We start from the raw sequence: 18,273 nt of genomic DNA, 5'->3' as shown, positions 1-18,273 counted from the left end.
GGATGAAACCGTTGTGAAAACTCCTCCTAGTTTGGAATTACGTCTCTTTCATGCAGTCGAAAAAGGGAATTTAGAAGAAGTCAAAACTTTGTTAGCCCAAGGTGTTTCCATCAATGCCAAAGACTCTCTTGGAAATTCTTCGCTCATCAGAGCTGTGGATGAAGAAGAAATGGAACTTACAAAATTTCTCATCCAAAAAGGTGCGAATGTCAACCTTCGCAACACCATGGGGGAGACGGCCCTCTACCGTGCAGTGTATCGCGGAAATTTAGAACTTGTGAAACTACTTGTAAAATCGGGTGCCGAAACCAAAGCCAAAACAGTGGGTGGGGTGAGCATTTCCGAACTTGCAGAGGAAAGGGGAGAAGAGGGAATCCTAAAATATTTGGATTCTCTCAAATAAACATTCCCACTGCTCATTAATCGTGAAACAAATGTTTGATGGCGAATAGAATTCGGTTAACGCTTCGCACTTTTTAATTTTCGATTATAATTTTCGAAGTACGAGCCGGACAATGGCCGCCTTACCTCGATGAAACGGACTTTCATTTAACTCAATTTCCAAAGCTTCTTCGTATTCTACACTCATCTCAGAAAAGTCCATGCGTAAGTCTTTTAAGTGACAAAGCATATCAGGATCTTTTGGACCACCAGATGTGTATTTCAATTGGTCAGGAGAAAAGGCTTCGAGTAGTAAAATTCCACCTGGTTTTAAGGTACGCACACAATTTCTATGCACAGTGGTTCGGATGGATTTGTGAAAGTGGCAAAAAATAAGTGCCACCATATCCATTTGTTCTGGTGCATACGGGTAACTGAGGACATCTGAAATCTCATAGTGGAAACTTACATTTTTTTCCTTCGCTAATTGAAGTGCTTTTTGCCTACCCGATTCTGACTGATCAAATGCAAACACATCCCATCCTAGGCCAGCGGCAAATACAGCATTCCTTCCTTCCCCTTCACATGGAAACAGAATCCTTCCTTTTTTTAAATTGGGAAGACGTGAATGTAAAAACTCATTCGGAGCTTTCCCATACACATATTCCTCATTCGCATAACGTTCGTTCCAGAAATCTTTGTCGTACATAGATACCTAACTTTTTGATCAGTTGGTGTATTTTATCCCAAAGTTCCAAAAACAAAAATGTTTTTTTAATAAACTCGAATTAAATCGTTCGCTTCTTCCCTAGGCGTGTGGTAACGATTGAGATCAGAATTCGCTTTGGGATAACCAATACTTAGACCCATAATCACTTTCTCTTCGTTAGGAAGGTCCAGTGCATTCCGTACCATCACAGGGAAGGCACCAAGTGCGGCTTGTGGGCAAGTGCCAAGTCCTTCTTCTCGTGCTAAGAGTAAAACCGATTGCAAAAAACATCCTAAATCAATTCCTACAAAAAAATTCAGATCAAATTTGGAAGTGATAAAAACGGCAGTCGGTGCACCGAAAAAACTGAAATTACGTAACATAAACTCGTCCCGTGCTTCTTTGTCTTTTCGATCAATTCCCGCCACTCCGTAAATTTTCATGCCCAAATCAAACATTCGTTTTTTGGCATCACTCGGATAAGATTCCGGCCAACCCGTCTCAGGTGTGGGACTTGAAGATTTGGCAGCATTGGTAAGTGCTTCTGACAGTTCCTTTCGTTTTTCTCCGCTCACAATGTGAACCTTCCAAGGTTGTGAATTTTTCCAACTGGGACTACGTAATGCTTTGGTGAAAATTCGTTGGAGTATTTCCTGAGGAACCTCTTTCGATTCATACTCGCGAATGCTATGGCGAGTGTCCATTGCCTCTGTAACGGTTTTTGCGACTTCATGGATGGAAATCAGTTCTTGGTTCATCGGTCACCTTCTGGAAAACATACATACCGGTCGGTATGTAATTGCAAGAAAAAAAATCCATCGGAATCTAAAAATGGAAAGAAATTTTGAACAGACCGGTTGGTGTATTTCTTGCTCAGATTTTGTTTTCTCGAAACGTAGGACAGAAATGAAAAAGGAACCGACTAAAATTCGCCTCTTGTCCGTAAGCCGTGACCTTTTTCTCAGACAAGGTTATGCCGAAACTGGCCTTAACCAAATCGTAGAAGAAGCGAAAACGGTGAAGGCGAGTTTGTACCAACATTTTTCTTCCAAAGAAGAATTGGGCAAAGAAGTTTTAAAACTCTACTCCGATGAAAATTTAAACTTACTCAAAACATTGATGAAACGAAATCCAAAACCATTGGATTTTATCAAAGCTTGGGTGCGAATCCTTTCTAGGGAAGCAAGACAATCCCAATTGTTTGGATGTGGGATGGCCAATTTCCGAGCACAAATCCATCCAGGAGAAACTCATATCCGTTCTGAAATTGAAAGGATTGCCAATGAAACCATCAATTGTTTATCGGAATTTTTAAAAGAATCTGTTGCAAACGGATATACCAAACCAAGTGTCGATTGTCAATCACTCGCTAAACAGCTGTTTATTGTGTATGAGGGTGTGTTACAAAGTTACCGTCTCTTAGATGATAAAAAATCTTTAGAGGAATTGTACAAAATCGCTGAGAATTTAATTCCCACCGCCGAATGAAACCAAATCCTCCGCGAAGTTCATTTTGTTTCTTTTCCTTACTAAGATTGAATTTATTGTTTCATTTGATCGTTTTGTTTTTTTTATTTTCCTCTGGAACCAATCCACTCCTTGCGGAAGGGAATCTCGAAGTCACGTTTCAAATCGTCAAATCCAACACAGGGAAACCAATCGCAAACGCTGTTGTGATTTCCAAAAAAGGAAAAACCAGTGGAATCTCCAATTCCGAAGGGATCGCCAAACTTACATTTCCCGATCCTGGTTATTACGAAATCAAAATCTCCACTGCAGACAAAACGGAATCCATCTTTCGAGAGGTAAGATACAAAGGTCAAGTAATTCTTGTCACGATCGCTGAAACCACTCTTTCGGGAATTTTCGTGAGTGGGGAGAGAGATAAAACACCACTCTCTCGTTATGGCCTTGTCCAAGATGAAATCAAACGATTGCCTGGAGTTTCTGGTGATTCACTCAAAGCCTTACAAACGGTTCCAGGGGTTGTGATCGGTGCGCCCGTTGGCATTTTGCCATCTGTATTTACAAACATAGGAACCAATTTGATTTCGGGAAATCCATACTCCAATAGCGAAAGAGGGGACCTCTCCTTACGCGGTGGAGGAACGAGGCAAAACCAATATTATTTTGATGGATTTCCACTTCCTTATCCTTTCCATTTGGGAAATCAATCTTCGGTTTTGAATAATAATTTAATCAAATCTTTTGATGTGTATACAGGTGCATTTCCAGCAAAGTATGGTTATGCGACTGGAGGAATCATAGCCATCGAAGGAACTGATCGAGTGGATGAAAACAAAACCATCATCAATATCAACTTGTTTTTATCGGATATCTACAACCAAACAAAAGTTTTGCCAGGTCTTGCCATGATCAGTTCTGGTCGTAAAAATTATCCGAATGTGGTCCTTTTGCAAACCTACCCACAAGGAATTCCGGAAGATGCCAAGTATGCGGAATACCATGACTACCAATGGAAAATGATTTGGGACATCAATCCAGACCATCGTTTGACAGTGCAAACCTTTGGCACTCGAGATCGCCAAGCCTATACCAAAGCACAGGCAGATTTTGAACGGGGAGGGGAAGACCCAAGACCTCCCACGGGTCTTGACCGAATGTTTCGCACAGATGCAGTTCGTTACATTTGGAAAGGAAAATCGTTTCGTAATACCTTGTCTTATTCACGCACTTGGTTTGATGAATTTTTTGAACTTCGTTTCACAAACCCACTTACGGCCGAAAATATTTTTGGTTTACAAAACCGTACTTCTGATACTATCACCTATGTTCAAAACGCCTTAGAATGGGAGATATGGGAAGAACACTTAAAATTTGAAGTGGGTGTGCAAGGCAGATTTCGAGAAACAACACTGAAGGGAGAAAATATATCATCTTACAATCGTTTGTTTTATAATATTTTCAATGACCTACTCAATTCAAATGCAGCGTTTCGCTCCGTGATTGATGGAGATCGAATTCGTTATCGTGAAAAATCTGCTTATAGCGAATTTCAATTTAAGTATGGAGGATTTCGCCTAACACCAGGGGCACGGATTGACCACTACTCGGGTAGCAATGAAAGTAATTTGGCTCCGAGAATTACGACTGGTTACGTATTTGATTCCACAAAAACAAGTTTAATGGCAGGACATGGCATTCATTATAATGCTCCAGTATCTGTGGAAGCCTTATCCAAAAAATCAGGGAATCCCAATTTGTTTATGGAACGGTCGGAACACAACTCCCTTGGGATCAGCCAAGACTTCGCAAACCACTGGCAAATCAAAGTGGAAGGTTTTCGGAACATCTTCCAAAACATCATTGTTCCTGATAGTTATATAGTTGATCCTTATGCACTCAATAACGACACAAGGATTTTTGTGAATGAAACAGCGAAGGTATTTGCCAATCCCATCACTCCTAAAAATTTAAATTATTCAAATGCAGGTTATGGGTATTCAGAAGGTGTCGAAATCTTTTTAAAAAAAACAAAGGATCCGAGGGAACAATCAGGTCTTTTTGGTTGGATTTCCTATACCAATTCCATCACAAAACGAATCAATAACCAATCACGACTTACCAGTGAGGAATCACGGAATCGAACTTTACAAAATAACACAAGAAGGCTTCTCGCCCAAACAAAATTTGGCACAAACTATCTCAACTATTACGATGATAACAATTTAGAAGTGATTTATAATAATGACAAAGAAGAATTGTATGACCTGGATCGCACTCATATTCTCAACTTAGTTTTTGGTTATAAATTTAATGCAGAATGGATGGTTGGTGGTAGATTTCGTTACTTTTCTGGAACTCCTTATACTCCCATAACGGGTGCTACGCGAGCAAACCAAGCAGCAACGTTTGGACTCAATTTATATTTTCCCAATTATTCGAACAATTACAACAGTGATCGGTTTTTACCCTTCCATCAATTTGATTTACGAATTGATCGCATTGAAAATTTTTCTTGGGGGTACATCAATACCTATATTGAGTTTGTGAATTTTTATGGAAGAAGGAACCAAGCTGGATTTGAATTTGATAATACCAAAAATTACCAAAGAAACCAAAACCCAAGTCCTACCTATGATACCGTCAACTCACCATTTATCATTTCCCAAACTCCAAATGGTAAGATGGCGATCATACCTCTCATCAATATAGGGATGGAGGTTCGATTTTGAAGCTAATTCGTTGGATCCAAATCTTTCTTTTATCCTTCCTCTGTTTGGTTTCCTGTTTTGAAACGGGAGAAGAATTGCAAAAGAAAAAGCAAGAAGAACAAACATGGATCCTCACAACTTTGTACTGGCAGAGGAATTTTGGAAACTGCATCAAAGTAGATACGACTCCCAATACGAAAACCTGTAGTCGTAGGCCCTTGGGAGTTTGTGACCACAACCAACTCATCATCACACAAGCCGAAGTCAATTTCAACCTGAATGAAACTCGAACCATTCAAAATCGTACACCAGATTGCCAAGAATCCATTTTACAATCGGGGATTCTTTCTTTAGGAGCCACTTCCAACGCTAACATCGAAACGTTGAAAAGTCGATATCAATTCCAAGTGACAGAGTCTTGTGAGACATCTGGTTATGTACCAAGTGCCAATGTGCGACTGGCCACTTTTTCCGAGATCCAATTATTAGAATCCCCACGAGGTAAAATTGCCAAAGCAGCAAAAACGATCTCTGCCAATGGATTTTTATCACAATCAAGTCGAGACAAAGCTAACAGTTGTTTACGATTAGAATTTTTAGAATGGGAACAAATTTTGGCAAGGGAAAGTTTTGAAAACAAAGTCCTATTGGAAATCACACTTCCCTAGGTTTAAAATCCGCTTTCCTTTCTCTTCCATTCTCTCATTTTGACTTTAATCCCAAGGAAATTGTAAATTATGAGTTTGAATCGATACAGCCGCGTTTTAACCCAAGATGAATCTCTCCCAGCATCCCAAGCGATGATCATAGGATCAGGTGTTCCTTATGAAGACCTAAACAAACCTTTTGTTGGCATTGGAAGTACTGGTTTTGATGGGAATCCTTGTAACATGCATTTGACAACCTTGTCTGCGTTGCAAAAGAAAAGTGTCCTCGATACAAAACAAATGGTTGGTTTATTATTCAACACCATCGGGGTAAGTGACGGGATTACCAATGGAAATGATGGAATGCGTTATTCCCTTCCTTCCAGAGAAATCATTGCGGACTCCATCGAAACCATTGCTGGTGCTCATTTTTATGACGGACTTATTTTTACAGCGGGTTGTGACAAAAATATGCCAGGAGCCATTATGGCCATGGCAAGACTGAATCGCCCTTCCATCATGGTATATGGTGGAACGATCAATGGTGGTCACTTTAAAGGTGAAAAATTAAATATCGTATCTGCTTTTGAAGCCTATGGAAAAAAGATTAACGGCAAAATTTCAGAAGAAGATTTCAAAGAAGTGATCAAAAATTCCTGCCCAGGACCTGGTGCTTGCGGTGGGATGTACACGGCCAATACGATGGCAACGGCAATCGAAGTGATGGGAATGAGTTTGCCTTTTAGTTCTTCATCTCCAGCTCGCAGTGAAGAAAAAAAGAAAGAATGCCAAGAGATTGGAAAGTATATCTACAATCTTTTAGAAAAGGACATCAAACCTTCTGATATCATCACTCCAAAATCCATTTTAAATGCACTACGTGTGATCACAATCCTTGGTGGATCCACAAATGCGGCTCTCCATATGATTGCGATTGCACGCACGATGGGTATTGATTTGGACTTAGACCAAATTCAAAAAGTTACCGATACCACACCACTCCTTGCAGACATGAAACCAAGTGGAAGGTATCTTATGGAAGATCTTTTTGCCATCGGTGGCACACCAGCCATCATGAAATTCATGTTAAAAGAAGGAATGTTAGATGGATCTTGTATGACTGTGACTGGTAAAACCATTGCAGAAAATTTAGAATCATTACCAGACCTTCCGAAAGACCAAGACTTACTCCGACCTGTGAGCAATCCAATTAAAAAAGAAGGCCATATACAAGTGTTATATGGTAATATTGCCAAAAAAGGTGCCGTTGCAAAAATCACTGGCCATGAAGGGGAAATGTTTGAAGGAAAAGCCATTTGTTTTGATTCAGAAGTGGAAGCAAACGAAGGCATTCGTGATGGAAAAGTGAAACCAGGACATGTGGTTGTGATCCGTTATGTGGGACCCAAAGGGGGACCTGGAATGCCAGAGATGTTAAAACCTACTTCTGCCATCATTGGTGCTGGACTTGGGGACAATGTGGCCCTCATCACCGATGGTCGTTTCTCAGGGGGAAGCCATGGATTTGTGGTGGGTCATATAACTCCGGAAGCCATGGAAGGGGGAGAGATTGCTCTTGTCCAAGATGGGGATGTGATTTCGATCGATGCTCGCACAAACCGACTGGATCTCAAAATCAGTGAGACGGAACTTGAAAAACGCCGCGCTCAGTGGAAAAAACCTCCCTACCGAATCACAAGTGGTTATCTGTGGAAGTACATCCAAATGGTGAAGGATGCCAGTACAGGTTGTTTGACGGACCGGTAATCTTACCAATCCGTCTGTAAATCATCCAATCTGTAGAAAGACAGACCTTTAAGTTTTTGTGGGAAATTCTTCTTTCCCGTTTGCATGTTTGGCAAATCTACCTTTGCCAACGTGAACGGGATCATAGGAGTCCCAAGGCCAACCACCAAACTGAGTTCGGCGATAGTCGTCAAACGCCTGTTGGATTTCCTCTTGTTTGTTCATCACAAAAGGACCATATTGAACCACTGGTTCTGCAATTGGTTTCCCTTCTAAAATGAGAATTCGACCCACTTCGGAACCATTTCGCATTTCAACAGCTTCATCCGCTTTCAAATTGTACATATGTTTTCCTGGAACTTGTGTTCCATCAACAACAAGACCTTCTCCCCGGAAATAATACAAATTGCGATGATTCCCATTTGAGGTTTTAGGAAGTACGAATTGTACTTCTGGATCTAAATCTAAAATATAAATTCCCACTTCGTTTGTGGGATCTGCCGCCCAAGAGTTTGGTGGAGGATCTAATGCTTTATCACCAAACAAAGTACCTGCGACTGTTTTGATTTTTACTTTTTTTCCATTTGAATCGGTGATTTGTTTCAAAGGGATATCTTCATTCCAAAACATTTTGAAATGAGGATCAACAAACTTGTGTTTAGCGGGTAAATTCAACCATATTTGGAAAAGTTCCATTGTATTGTCAGTTGTTTCATTGATGAGGGGAAACATCTCCGAATGTTGGATACCAGCACCAGCTGTCATCCATTGTACATCTCCATCCCCATAACGACCAGCGGCCCCTTGGGAATCAGCGTGGTCTACGATCCCTCGCTGAACCACAGTAACCGTTTCAAAACCGCGGTGTGGGTGGCCAGGAAATCCAGGAATGGTTTCGCCATGATACATCCTCCATCCATCCTTCCCCGCAAAATCTTGTCCGATCTGCCTTCCTTGTAAGGACGCATTGGGTCCGAATTTACCATTTCCATTGGGATAAAAGTCTTCGTGGTGGACACAGAAAAGGAAGGGATCCGAAGTTGGCCATTGGAAATCTAATTTTTGCGCATAGAGTATGGATTTGTGTTTCATAGTTGTCCTGTCACCAGAGGTTCACCCTCTAATGATAAGACAAGAAAACTAGATCAAAAGTTTTTCACAAGGGATACATTCACCCCAAAAGAGCCAAATTCTTTTGCACTTTGGGAAGAATTGAGGTCTGGAACTGAGCTTAGTTCCACAGGAGTTTTTCCTGGACCAAAATTATATCCAGTCACTTCCGAAACACTGAAAGATGAAATTTGGTAAAATCCACCGTATTTGATTCCTAAGGTATCAAACACTTTCCAAACAAGACCAACTTCAAAAGAGGCAGTGGCACCACCGAGTCCCCGAGCCAAACCTTGCTTGGACTGGAAGATGGTAATGTCTGTTTTGGAAACGGGAGAAGAAAATACTACTTGGTTACTTGCATTTAAACTCCCTGTGGAAGAGGTTTCAATTCCGTAACTTAAGAGTTTGAGTTGCCCTGAGAAAATAGTTAAGTCTCCAATCATATAAAAATTCAGCCAATCTGTAATCGATGCTGAGAAACCATAATTCATACCATAGTTCTTCGTTCTAAATTCAACAGAACCTGTTGAGAACGCATAACCTTCTGTAACCGTTTGTTCTCCCGTTCGTAAAAAAGGAAATTTTAATTGGAAGGATTGAAATGGACCTTTGGAAGAAAGTTCTGAATAACTAAAACTAAACTCGGAAGAGAAAGAATCTGTGAGATAATTGATGGGGCCCATTCCAATTCGAAATCCTACCTCATTGATTCCTGAGCGAATTTTATCATTTAGATAGAGACCGTTGGTACTAAAACTGGTTCTGGTATCGTTGTATTGTTCCCCTTTTGCATAAACAAAACCAATGAAGAAGTCTTCTGAAAATTGATGAGAGTATTTGATCCGAGGGGAGATGGTCGATGCGGGTCTTGACTCTGCACTTTCTGTGATGATCCCTGGTGGGTTTAAATTATTCGAAGCGGAGCTGTTGGCAAAACTCGAGGCAATCCTTGCCGAATTTAAGATGCTCGAAACAGATTGAGGACCACCTTCCGAAGGAGTTTGAACAAACTCACCTGCCAGTTCCAAAACGGAAAGTCTGGATCCAAAAAAAGATTTTTTTGGCGGAGGAGTTTGTGTTCCGTTAACGGGTTCATTTCCATTGGTGACAGGTTGTGCTAATAACGGAAAGGTAAGGATAGAAGAAATGAAACAAAGGAGTATGAAGCGGCTTCGCATTCTTTCAAAAATGCAAAGGCTTGGTTCGTGATCCATTAAAAAATAATAGAAAAGCAGTTAGGGAATAAAAAATTAAATGATTTACGAATTATGATTCATTCAATTGCGATTTGTCCTAGTTCTATGTAGAAAATACTTCCTTTCTTTGGTTCACTTTCCACCCAAAGGATTCCATTGTGTTTTTCGATAAAGTCTTTCGTGACAATGAGACCAAGTCCTGTTCCTTTTTCCGAATCAGTGCCAGGTGTAGAATACTTTTTATCCAATCGAAAGAGAGATTGGATTTGGTCCTCGGTCATTCCAACACCTTCATCTTTGACAAAAAATCGATGTGTGAATAAGGAAGTTTCCCCTTTGTTTTGGATCAGTTCATAACCTATGGTGATCGTTTGGTCTAAAAAACTATATTTAATCGCATTGGTTAATAGATTACGAAATACAGTTTCCATCATAAAGGAATCGACAATGATTTCGAGTGTCTGAGGAATTTCATTCCGGATTTGTAATTGTTTTTTCTGGATGGACAAAAGGAATAATTCCAAAACGGAATTTACAAGGCCATACATTTGTATCCGAATTGGTTGGAATTGGATATGACCAGTTTGATTTCTTGCCCAGTTCAAAAGATTTTCCATCAGCGAATATAGGTTTTCGGAAGATTCTTCTAATACTTGTAAATTAATTTCCCTTTCGCTTTCTGTGAAAGAGGATATTCTTTCGCTCAGGTGTTTTGCAAATTCTCTATGGGTTCCAAGTGGTCCACGTAGATCATGAGCAATGATCGAAAAAAATTTATCTTTAGTGGCATTTAATTCTGCTAACCGAATTGCTGATTGTTTTAGTTTAGATTCGTTTAGTTTTTGTTCGGTGATATCTCTAACTATGGCACAGTTGTATTGTTTTCCACCATATTCAACTAAATTGACAGTGACTTCGATTGGAACAACTTTTCCATCTTTCCGTTTGTTGATTGTTTCGATTGTAAATGTTTTTTTCTCTAAAATTTCTTTCCAATGAGCATCCCAAATCTCTTTCGTAAACAAAGGGTCCACTTGAAACATAGTCATGGACAATAATTCTTCTTTGGTATAACCGTAGTTTTTACAAGCAGCATTGTTTACGAAAACATACTTTCCATTTTCATCTAACCAAAGAATGGAATCAGAAATGGTATCAATGGAAAACTGAGTGAATTGTAAAAGGTTACTAACTTTTGTTTGTTGGGTATCGGCACTTAAAATGGTATTTTTGAGAATCTGGTTCTCTTTTTCTAAATCTTTTATCTCCTGTAAAAGATCCTCATATGACTTCTGGCCGAGCGACATAGGTAATGACAAGAATTCATCACTTGGCAAAAAATTGCCAAGAACTAAGTGATGGAGATTGGAGAATTCGGTCGGTTGGAATTTCACTTGACCAAGTGTAAAAATGAGATCTAACTAAACTCCTTCTTAGTATGGCATGTCTGTTTTGTCAAAAAGGTGAAAAAACATTTTCCCGATTGGAACCAATCCAAGAGGAAAACCAAACCCCTCATTTTTCCACGGTAGACATTGTGGGAGTTGCACTGACTCCATACAATGAGATTTATGAATGCCAAGACTGTCACCACTATTGGTGGATCCGAGTGAAGGGCACTGGTGATCCGCGTTCCACCTATCCTGAGTATTACGAACAAACTGCTGAACTTCTGGACAAATCGCGTTCCGATTTGATTCGAAGTCCCGACATCACTGGTTTACTTGCTCATTTTGAATCTCAATTTCCTTATTTCTTTGTGGAGGAAATATTAGAACGAATTTCTACAAAGGAAGAACTAGGACTAAAACGTCTTTTCGAAACCAGGGAGACGCGACTTACTAGCACAGCTAAACGTTGGATCCGCCAATGGTACAAAACTAAATTCCCAAAAGAGTATTTTGAATTAGCTGAGAGAGGATTTCCAAGTTTAAGTGAATGTTTAGTTTCTTTTGATTCCGAAGAAACAATTTTGTATACGGAGTGGATTGGGATCGATTACTTTGTTGTTCTTACGGAAAAAACATCCACCTATACCTTGTATGGTTATGATTTCAAAAACAAAAACATAACTTGGAAACATACAGTGAAATCTCCCTTTCGAGAAGGAATTGGGATTCCCTATCTTTTTTATCATTCGGGTTATCTTGCCTATTACCAAGGATACCAAAAAGGTTCTGAGTATTATTCCAAACTCAATCGTCCAAACGAATTATTACTTTTTGATTTAAAAGGAAATCTCCTTTTGTCGATTCCACTTGCCTTTCGTTGTTATGAAATTCTCTCCACGGAAGAACGAGATGTATCTGAAAATCGAATTGTACATAATTTTCAATTTTCGATTTTGTTTGGAAGATTATATCTTCCACATGCCAATGAAATTCATGTGTATGATTTAGATCAAAAACAACTCATTCACAAAATCAAATCCGCTCACAACGAGCCGTTTACTGGAAAAGCCTTTGCCACCGAAACGGATGTCATCCTATTCCATACTGTGAAAGGTGTGTTTGCTCAGAACGAAAAGGCAGAAGTTGTTTTCCAATACAAATCGGATTTCCATCCCGTCTTCATTGATTCCCAATTCCATTTTTATTATTATTATTCGATTGTAGATGATATCCAATCAGGAAAGCAAAAACGTTTTTATGATCAAAAAGATTCAGGTGTAGAACTTTTATTCACGTTAGCAACTCCACCTTTAGAGTTTGCCCATGGAATTTTGATGCCATTCACTTGGGAGAAATCGTATCTTCTTAACCATGATTTAGAAATCATCAAAGAACTTGAATTTTCTTCTTCCGATACATTGGGTCCCCATTCCTTTGGGACAAATAAAACTCCCATTTTGATTACTGACGAAACGATTCTCATCACAAATGACTACCGAGAGATTGTGATCTTAGATACAAAAGGAAACTTACTTTCAAACTATCCAATCCAGTCGGAAGTATTACAAACCTATACGTTTGATGGAAAACATTCGATTGTCCTTCTTTCCTGTTTTGATGAGTATAGTGAAAAAGACCAAGTGGAAGTGATTTTACTAGGAACCAAGGGTGAAATCCTTTGTCGTCATATCTTACAAGGTCCGCTTGGATTGAGTACCAGTTTTCATGGAATTTCCCTTTTCACAAAAGACCAACATCTCTATGCATTGGATTTGTTCCAAACTCATTAGTATGGAAATGAACATTAGGAAAATGAAACCTTATTCTAAAAAGAAGAATTCATTTCAAAACTCAAATGTGTTTTAAGAAATTTTTGGTATCACTGATTGTCTTTGGCACTTGGACTCATGTATTTGCAGAGAGCCCCATGATTAATTTGACATCATTAGGTGAGAGTCCGATTTATCTAGCAAAATCAATGTTAGTTTATGAAGATAAAAATCAAGTCTCAAACTGGAACCAAGTCCAATTAGATGAGTTCCAAAATCAATTTCAAAAATATCCTTCTTCCGAAGAGGCATATAATTTTTCTTATTCCCAATCAACCTTTTGGTTGAAGATCAAAATCCAAAACCCAACAGAGGAAGAAATCCAAACCGATATTGTAGTCACCTATCCTCGATTAAAGACTTTGGATTTATACGTAAAAACAAATACTGGTACCAAAGTTTTCCCTTCCGGGTATATTGTTCCCTCTAACTTACGTCCTTACCAATCACGTTTTTTTGTTTTTCCTATCAGCTTTGGAAAAGACTCCGTTACGGATGTTTACATAAAAGTCAATTCTCCTAACTCAATCAATTTGCCAATTCAGTTATGGCGGCAAAAAAATTACGATCGACATGAAATCGACGATCATGTGATGCAAGCGATGTATTTTGGAATTGCGATTGCAATGATTGTTTTCAATTTGTTTTTATTTTTTATCCTTAGAGATGAAAGTTATCTTTTATATGTATTTGTGGTTTTGAGTATTGCGATCACGATTGCAGCCTATAATGGAATTGCGTCTGAATACTTCTGGAAACATTCGCCTTGGTTAGACCAATATGCGATCAATTTATTGATCTCAGTTGTTTTGATCTTATTTCTAATTTTTATGCGTAATCTTTTACACACAAAAGAGATTTTGCCCAAATTAGATCGAATCAATCTAATTGTAATTGCTCTTCAAATCCTACTTCCAATCGCATATATTATTTCCTTTGATACTTTTATTCGATGGCTTGTTTTCAGTCACTCCATCACGTCTCTTTGGATTTTGGTGATCGGAGTCATGTGTTCCTTAAAAAAACAAAGAATAGCCTATTTTTTCTTATTAGCATTTGCATTTTTGTTTTTAGCTTTGATCATTTCCACATTAAGAGCATTAGGTTATATACCTACCAATGTATTTACCATCGAAGGTCCACAGTATGGTTCTGTTGCAGAAATGATGTTACTTGCTTTTGCCTTAGCTGATCGTTACAATATGATCATTCGCGAAAAGGAAATTGCCGAAGCGAACGTGAAAGCAAATTTAGAAAGATCGAATTTAGATTTAGAAGAAAAAGTAAAAGAAAGAACATCAAAACTTAATCAAACTCTAAGCGCCATGCGAAGAGATCTTTTTGTGGCAAAAAACATCCAAGAAAATTCAATTCGAGTGAGTTCAGAATTGATCAATGAACTAAAGTTAGAGTATCGATATTACCCTTTATCCGAAGTAGGTGGGGATTTTTTTGATATCATTCGTTTAAAAGATTCCAAGTATAGAATTATGATTGCAGATGCCACGGGGCATGGTGTACATGCAGCCATGATCACGATGGCAATTAAAGGCCTTTATGATCCCATCAAACAATTTGAACTTGGTCCCAATCAAGTATTAGAAATATTTAATGAAGAGTTTATGGATAATTTTGTTTCCCTAAACAGTTTGTTGACGGCGATGATTTTGGATATCGACTTGAAAGAACAAACGATTCAATATGCATCCGCCGGCCATCCTGCTGCCGTACTTTTACAGAATGGCAAAAGAGAGATTCTTGCGAAAACAGGGAGGATGATTGGATTAAAAAAACAAACTCATTATGAAATGAAGACCTTCCATTTTAAAAATGGAAATCGATTGTTCGTGTTTACGGATGGAGTTTACGAAGCCTTCAATTCTAAAAATGAAGAATTTGGAGAAGAGAGTTTGCACAATTTTCTATTATCTACAACCCATCTTCCCTTAAGTCAAGTTGAGGACAACCTACTGCATACTCTGAACAAATTCCAAAATGGGATCGATCGCCAAGATGACCTCACCATTCTAGGCTTCGATTTATAGATAAAAAGTGGTATTTTTTTTAAAAAAAAATACTTTAACATCAAATTATTTTATATCAAATGGATATACAGGATAGTCTACTATATTGCAGCAACAAAGAAGGAATTGATATGAACCGATTGTACGAAAAAACAAAATTAGGAAACTTAGAATTAAAAAACCATGTGGTGATGGCCCCCATGACACGATCAAGGTCCATTGGAAATATTCCAGGCGAGATTGTAGCCAAGTATTACGAACAAAGGGCTGAAGCTGGCCTCATCATCACCGAAGGGACCTCTCCATCACCGAATGGTCTTGGTTATGCGAGAATCCCCGGAATTTTTTCCAAAGAACAAACCGCAGCTTGGAAACAAGTCACCGAAAGAGTTCATAAGAAAGAGAGTAAAATATTTGTGCAATTGATGCATACTGGCCGGATTGGACATGAATTGAATTTACCGAAATCCGCAAAAGTGTTGGGTCCATCTGCGATTCTCGCACAAGGTAAAATGTGGACAGATGAAAAAGGTATGTTAGATCATCCTGTTCCGAAGGAAATGTCAAAAGAAGAAATTCAATCTACCATCTCTGAATTTGTAAGTGCATCAAAAAATGCAATCGAAGCCGGTTTTGACGGAGTGGAGCTTCATGCAGCAAACGGATATTTGTTGGAACAGTTTTTACATCCTTCTTCGAATCAACGAACTGATGAATATGGTGGATCAATTGAAAATCGAATTCGTTTTGTATTAGAAGTTGCTAAAGCAGTGAGTGCGGCCATCGGTAAAGAAAAAACAGGAATTCGTCTGTCTCCTTACGGCGCTTTTAATGATTTGTATCCATTTCCAGAAACACACGAAGAATATTCACTGCTCGCAGAAAAATTAAAAGAGATTGGAATTGTTTACATCCATTTGGTGGATCATTCCTCAATGGGTGCACCTGTTGTTGAACCAAAGACCGTGTCTGCGATACGAAATCATTTTAAAGGAACTTTGATTCTAAGTGGTGGTTATGATGCCATTCGCGCAGAAAAGGATATCGAATCAGGTAACGCGAATTTGGTGGCATTTGGGAAACCATTTTTAGCCAATCCAGATTTAGTCACTCGTTTTCAAAAAAATATCGCTTTAGTCAATTTTGATGAAACAACATTATATACCCCAGGTGAAAAAGGTTACACCGATTATCCTTTTGCTGAAGTAAAGTAAACTTTCCACTTTCATCAATAGAACAAAACAAAAGTTACCAATGTTAAAATCCAAACATGGATTACCTCTTGGTAACTTGATTCGCATTGCTTAGATTAGGCGCCTCACAAACTAATGATAACTAACAAACATTTGAAAACGTGACCGGGCTCCTCCGGGGTGCGCGTTCGCTTCCGTCCCTGACCATTTAACAATGTCCAGGGACCAAGCCCTCCAGATCCCTGGCAAAGGGCATTATTCCTGAATACCCTCATTCATTGGTGGCTCTCTACGGCTCCTATTGCTGAAAGGTGAACCTTTTGGAATTAAAACAGGGAAAATTGGGATTATTCTTTTCTAGGGAGTTCGGTTGTGATACGGAGGAGGCATTGGGTGGCGGGTCTAGAACCCCACCCTCAATCGGGTGGGGATACGGATATCCATCGTGTACCGCCTTCACTTTCAAAAATATCCTAATTCGCTTCCAAATTCCCTTGACGTTTCTTTACTCATTTTATTATTTAACCAAAAGGTTAATTAGCTAAATGGTAAAATTAGAAGAAAAGGAAGAACAGTTAAATTCCACTTTCCAGGCCCTAGCGGATCCAACTCGAAGAAAGATCCTGATGCAATTGGTTTCGGGAGAAGCCACCGTTTTGGAATTGGCTGAACCTTTTGAGATGAGTTTACCCGGAATTTCCAAACATATCAAAGTACTAGAAAAAGCTGGTTTGATCGAGAGAGGAAAGTCTGCTCAATATCGCCCTTGCAGAATCAAAGTGGAAGCATTAGAAGAAGCGAATATATGGCTGCAACAATATAAAAAGTTATGGGAAGATCGATTGGATCGACTTGATGAATATCTTAAGGAACTTCAAAAATCGCAAAGGAATCAAAAGAATGTTTGAATCAAATGTTATTGTAACACTAGAGGAAAAAATCGTACGAATTGAACGAAAATTTCAGGCACCATTAAAACTGGTATGGGAAGTTTGGACGAATCCATTACATCTTGAAAAATGGTGGGGTCCAAAAGGATTTTCAAATCCAACAGTTGAGTTTGATTTTAAAGTAGGTGGATCATATCGAATTGTTATGAGGTCACCTGAAGGAATCGACTATCCTGTGGTAGGTAAATTTTTGGAAATTACACCTTATGAAAGTTTTGTGATGAGTGATTTAGTTGATGAACATCCAGAAGAATGGGTTAAAGAAGTTCAAAAAATGGCTGGAGTAAGAGGTGATCGTTCGATTCTTAATTCGAAACTTCGAGTATTGTTTGAAGAAGAAGATAACTTCACTCAAGTAATATTAATCACAGAATTTATGAACAATCAAATTCGTGATGGATTTGCTAAATCAGGTATGAAGGAAGGTTGGTCACAAAGTTTTGAAAAACTCGAATCCGAAGCTTTGCCTTCCCCAAATGAGCTAGTGATCGAAAAAGAATTAGCACATCCTTTAGATTTAGTTTATCAAGCGTTTACTGATTCAAATCATATTCAGTCCTGGTGGGGACCTAATGGGTTCACAACAACCACTGATTCAAGGGAATTTAGAGTAGGTGGAGAATGGATCTTTAAAATGGTGAGTGAAGATGGTAAAGTATATCCGAATGTAATCAAATATAAATCAATTCAGGAAAATGAATACCTTGAATACCATCATGGATCAGGTAGTGATACAAAAGATGATGACTTTTTCGTGAAGATTTGGTTTACTCCAACCAAAAACAACCATACAATCATTAAAATGAAAATGGCATTCTCAAGTCCAGAAAAACGAAATGCGGTAGTTAACTTTGGTGCGATTGAAGGTGCTCACCAAACATTAAGTAGACTAAATGGCTATTTATCAAAATAGAATTCA

General features: G+C 38.8%; 15 protein-coding genes. 10 read left to right on the top strand and 5 right to left on the bottom strand.

Annotated elements, in window-relative coordinates:
• The coding region (locus EHQ59_RS12730; protein ID WP_135620003.1) for an ankyrin repeat domain-containing protein at positions 1-403 on the top strand (403 nt) is incomplete at its 5' end.
• 84 nt (positions 404-487) lie between these two features.
• Here the strand turns inward: EHQ59_RS12730 and EHQ59_RS12725 are convergent.
• Together EHQ59_RS12725 and EHQ59_RS12720 are read right to left on the bottom strand one after the other, a co-directional pair.
• On the bottom strand, positions 488-1,090 hold the full coding sequence (locus EHQ59_RS12725) for a class I SAM-dependent methyltransferase (RefSeq protein ID WP_135620002.1): 603 nt from the start codon (positions 1,088-1,090) through the stop codon (positions 488-490).
• Between the two features lie 65 nt (positions 1,091-1,155).
• Complete coding sequence (locus EHQ59_RS12720) at positions 1,156-1,848, bottom strand: nitroreductase (protein ID WP_135620001.1); 693 nt, start codon at positions 1,846-1,848, stop codon at positions 1,156-1,158.
• A gap of 148 nt (positions 1,849-1,996) precedes the next feature.
• On the opposite strand from EHQ59_RS12720, the gene EHQ59_RS12715 reads away from it, so the two are divergent.
• From EHQ59_RS12715 to ilvD, 4 genes are all read left to right on the top strand, one after another.
• Entirely contained in the window at positions 1,997-2,578 is a 582-nt protein-coding gene (locus tag EHQ59_RS12715) for a TetR/AcrR family transcriptional regulator (protein WP_135620000.1), read from the top strand.
• A 56-nt stretch (positions 2,579-2,634) separates the two neighbouring features.
• Positions 2,635-5,286: a TonB-dependent receptor plug domain-containing protein gene (locus tag EHQ59_RS12710; RefSeq protein ID WP_135619999.1), complete on the top strand. Its 2,652-nt coding sequence runs from the start codon at positions 2,635-2,637 to the stop codon at positions 5,284-5,286.
• Positions 5,283-5,933, top strand: coding sequence for a hypothetical protein (locus tag EHQ59_RS12705; protein ID WP_341867148.1), 651 nt, complete (start codon positions 5,283-5,285; stop codon positions 5,931-5,933). Before EHQ59_RS12710 ends, EHQ59_RS12705 begins: the two co-directional genes overlap by 4 nt.
• A gap of 69 nt (positions 5,934-6,002) precedes the next feature.
• Entirely contained in the window at positions 6,003-7,679 is a 1,677-nt protein-coding gene (gene ilvD / locus EHQ59_RS12700; protein ID WP_135619998.1) for a dihydroxy-acid dehydratase, read from the top strand.
• Positions 7,680-7,727: 48 nt separating this feature from the next.
• Here the strand turns inward: ilvD and EHQ59_RS12695 are convergent, their stop codons facing one another.
• The 3 genes from EHQ59_RS12695 to EHQ59_RS12685 all read right to left on the bottom strand — a co-directional run bounded on the left by EHQ59_RS12695 (position 7,728) and on the right by EHQ59_RS12685 (position 11,274).
• Positions 7,728-8,750, bottom strand: a complete 1,023-nt coding sequence (locus EHQ59_RS12695) for a pirin family protein (RefSeq protein WP_135619997.1) — start codon at positions 8,748-8,750, stop codon at positions 7,728-7,730.
• A gap of 53 nt (positions 8,751-8,803) precedes the next feature.
• Positions 8,804-9,949: a hypothetical protein gene (locus EHQ59_RS12690; protein ID WP_135619996.1), complete on the bottom strand. Its 1,146-nt coding sequence runs from the start codon at positions 9,947-9,949 to the stop codon at positions 8,804-8,806.
• Between the two features lie 95 nt (positions 9,950-10,044).
• A complete protein-coding gene (locus tag EHQ59_RS12685; protein ID WP_135620035.1) occupies positions 10,045-11,274 on the bottom strand; it encodes a PAS domain-containing sensor histidine kinase in 1,230 nt (409 codons plus the stop codon).
• 131 nt (positions 11,275-11,405) lie between these two features.
• Between EHQ59_RS12685 and EHQ59_RS12680 the strand changes: the two genes are divergently transcribed.
• From EHQ59_RS12680 to EHQ59_RS12660, 5 genes are all read left to right on the top strand, one after another.
• The gene (locus EHQ59_RS12680) at positions 11,406-13,148 is read left to right on the top strand and encodes a hypothetical protein (RefSeq protein WP_135619995.1); all 1,743 of its coding nucleotides are present in this window, start codon (positions 11,406-11,408) and stop codon (positions 13,146-13,148) included.
• Positions 13,149-13,213: 65 nt separating this feature from the next.
• Positions 13,214-15,232, top strand: a complete 2,019-nt coding sequence (locus tag EHQ59_RS12675; RefSeq protein ID WP_135619994.1) for a 7TM diverse intracellular signaling domain-containing protein — start codon at positions 13,214-13,216, stop codon at positions 15,230-15,232.
• Between the two features lie 110 nt (positions 15,233-15,342).
• Entirely contained in the window at positions 15,343-16,425 is a 1,083-nt protein-coding gene (locus EHQ59_RS12670) for an alkene reductase (RefSeq protein ID WP_135619993.1), read from the top strand.
• A gap of 524 nt (positions 16,426-16,949) precedes the next feature.
• Positions 16,950-17,312 (top strand): ArsR/SmtB family transcription factor, encoded by a 363-nt coding sequence (locus tag EHQ59_RS12665; protein WP_135619992.1) that lies wholly within the window; start codon positions 16,950-16,952, stop codon positions 17,310-17,312.
• A complete protein-coding gene (locus tag EHQ59_RS12660) occupies positions 17,305-18,267 on the top strand; it encodes an SRPBCC family protein (RefSeq protein ID WP_135619991.1) in 963 nt (320 codons plus the stop codon). The genes EHQ59_RS12665 and EHQ59_RS12660 overlap by 8 nt, the downstream gene beginning before the upstream one ends.
• Positions 18,268-18,273: the final 6 nt, after the last annotated feature.

Origin of the sequence: Leptospira kemamanensis (assembly GCF_004769665.1) — a bacterium.
GTDB lineage: Bacteria > Spirochaetota > Leptospiria > Leptospirales > Leptospiraceae > Leptospira_A > Leptospira_A kemamanensis.
The sequence above is the reverse complement of the archived record's forward strand: the minus strand, read 5'-3'. Positions and strand labels throughout refer to the sequence as shown.

Coding starts and splice junctions, on each gene's coding strand:
- ilvD (WP_135619998.1), top strand. CDS start 6,003: ATGAGTTTGAATCGATACAGCCGCGTTTTAACCCAAGATGAATCTCTC.
- EHQ59_RS12720 (WP_135620001.1), bottom strand. CDS start 1,848: ATGAACCAAGAACTGATTTCCATCCATGAAGTCGCAAAAACCGTTACA.
- EHQ59_RS12685 (WP_135620035.1), bottom strand. CDS start 11,274: ATGTCGCTCGGCCAGAAGTCATATGAGGATCTTTTACAGGAGATAAAA.
- EHQ59_RS12695 (WP_135619997.1), bottom strand. CDS start 8,750: ATGAAACACAAATCCATACTCTATGCGCAAAAATTAGATTTCCAATGG.
- EHQ59_RS12715 (WP_135620000.1), top strand. CDS start 1,997: ATGAAAAAGGAACCGACTAAAATTCGCCTCTTGTCCGTAAGCCGTGAC.
- EHQ59_RS12725 (WP_135620002.1), bottom strand. CDS start 1,090: ATGTACGACAAAGATTTCTGGAACGAACGTTATGCGAATGAGGAATAT.
- EHQ59_RS12675 (WP_135619994.1), top strand. CDS start 13,214: ATGTGTTTTAAGAAATTTTTGGTATCACTGATTGTCTTTGGCACTTGG.
- EHQ59_RS12665 (WP_135619992.1), top strand. CDS start 16,950: ATGGTAAAATTAGAAGAAAAGGAAGAACAGTTAAATTCCACTTTCCAG.
- EHQ59_RS12690 (WP_135619996.1), bottom strand. CDS start 9,949: ATGCGAAGCCGCTTCATACTCCTTTGTTTCATTTCTTCTATCCTTACC.
- EHQ59_RS12660 (WP_135619991.1), top strand. CDS start 17,305: ATGTTTGAATCAAATGTTATTGTAACACTAGAGGAAAAAATCGTACGA.
- EHQ59_RS12670 (WP_135619993.1), top strand. CDS start 15,343: ATGAACCGATTGTACGAAAAAACAAAATTAGGAAACTTAGAATTAAAA.
- EHQ59_RS12680 (WP_135619995.1), top strand. CDS start 11,406: ATGGCATGTCTGTTTTGTCAAAAAGGTGAAAAAACATTTTCCCGATTG.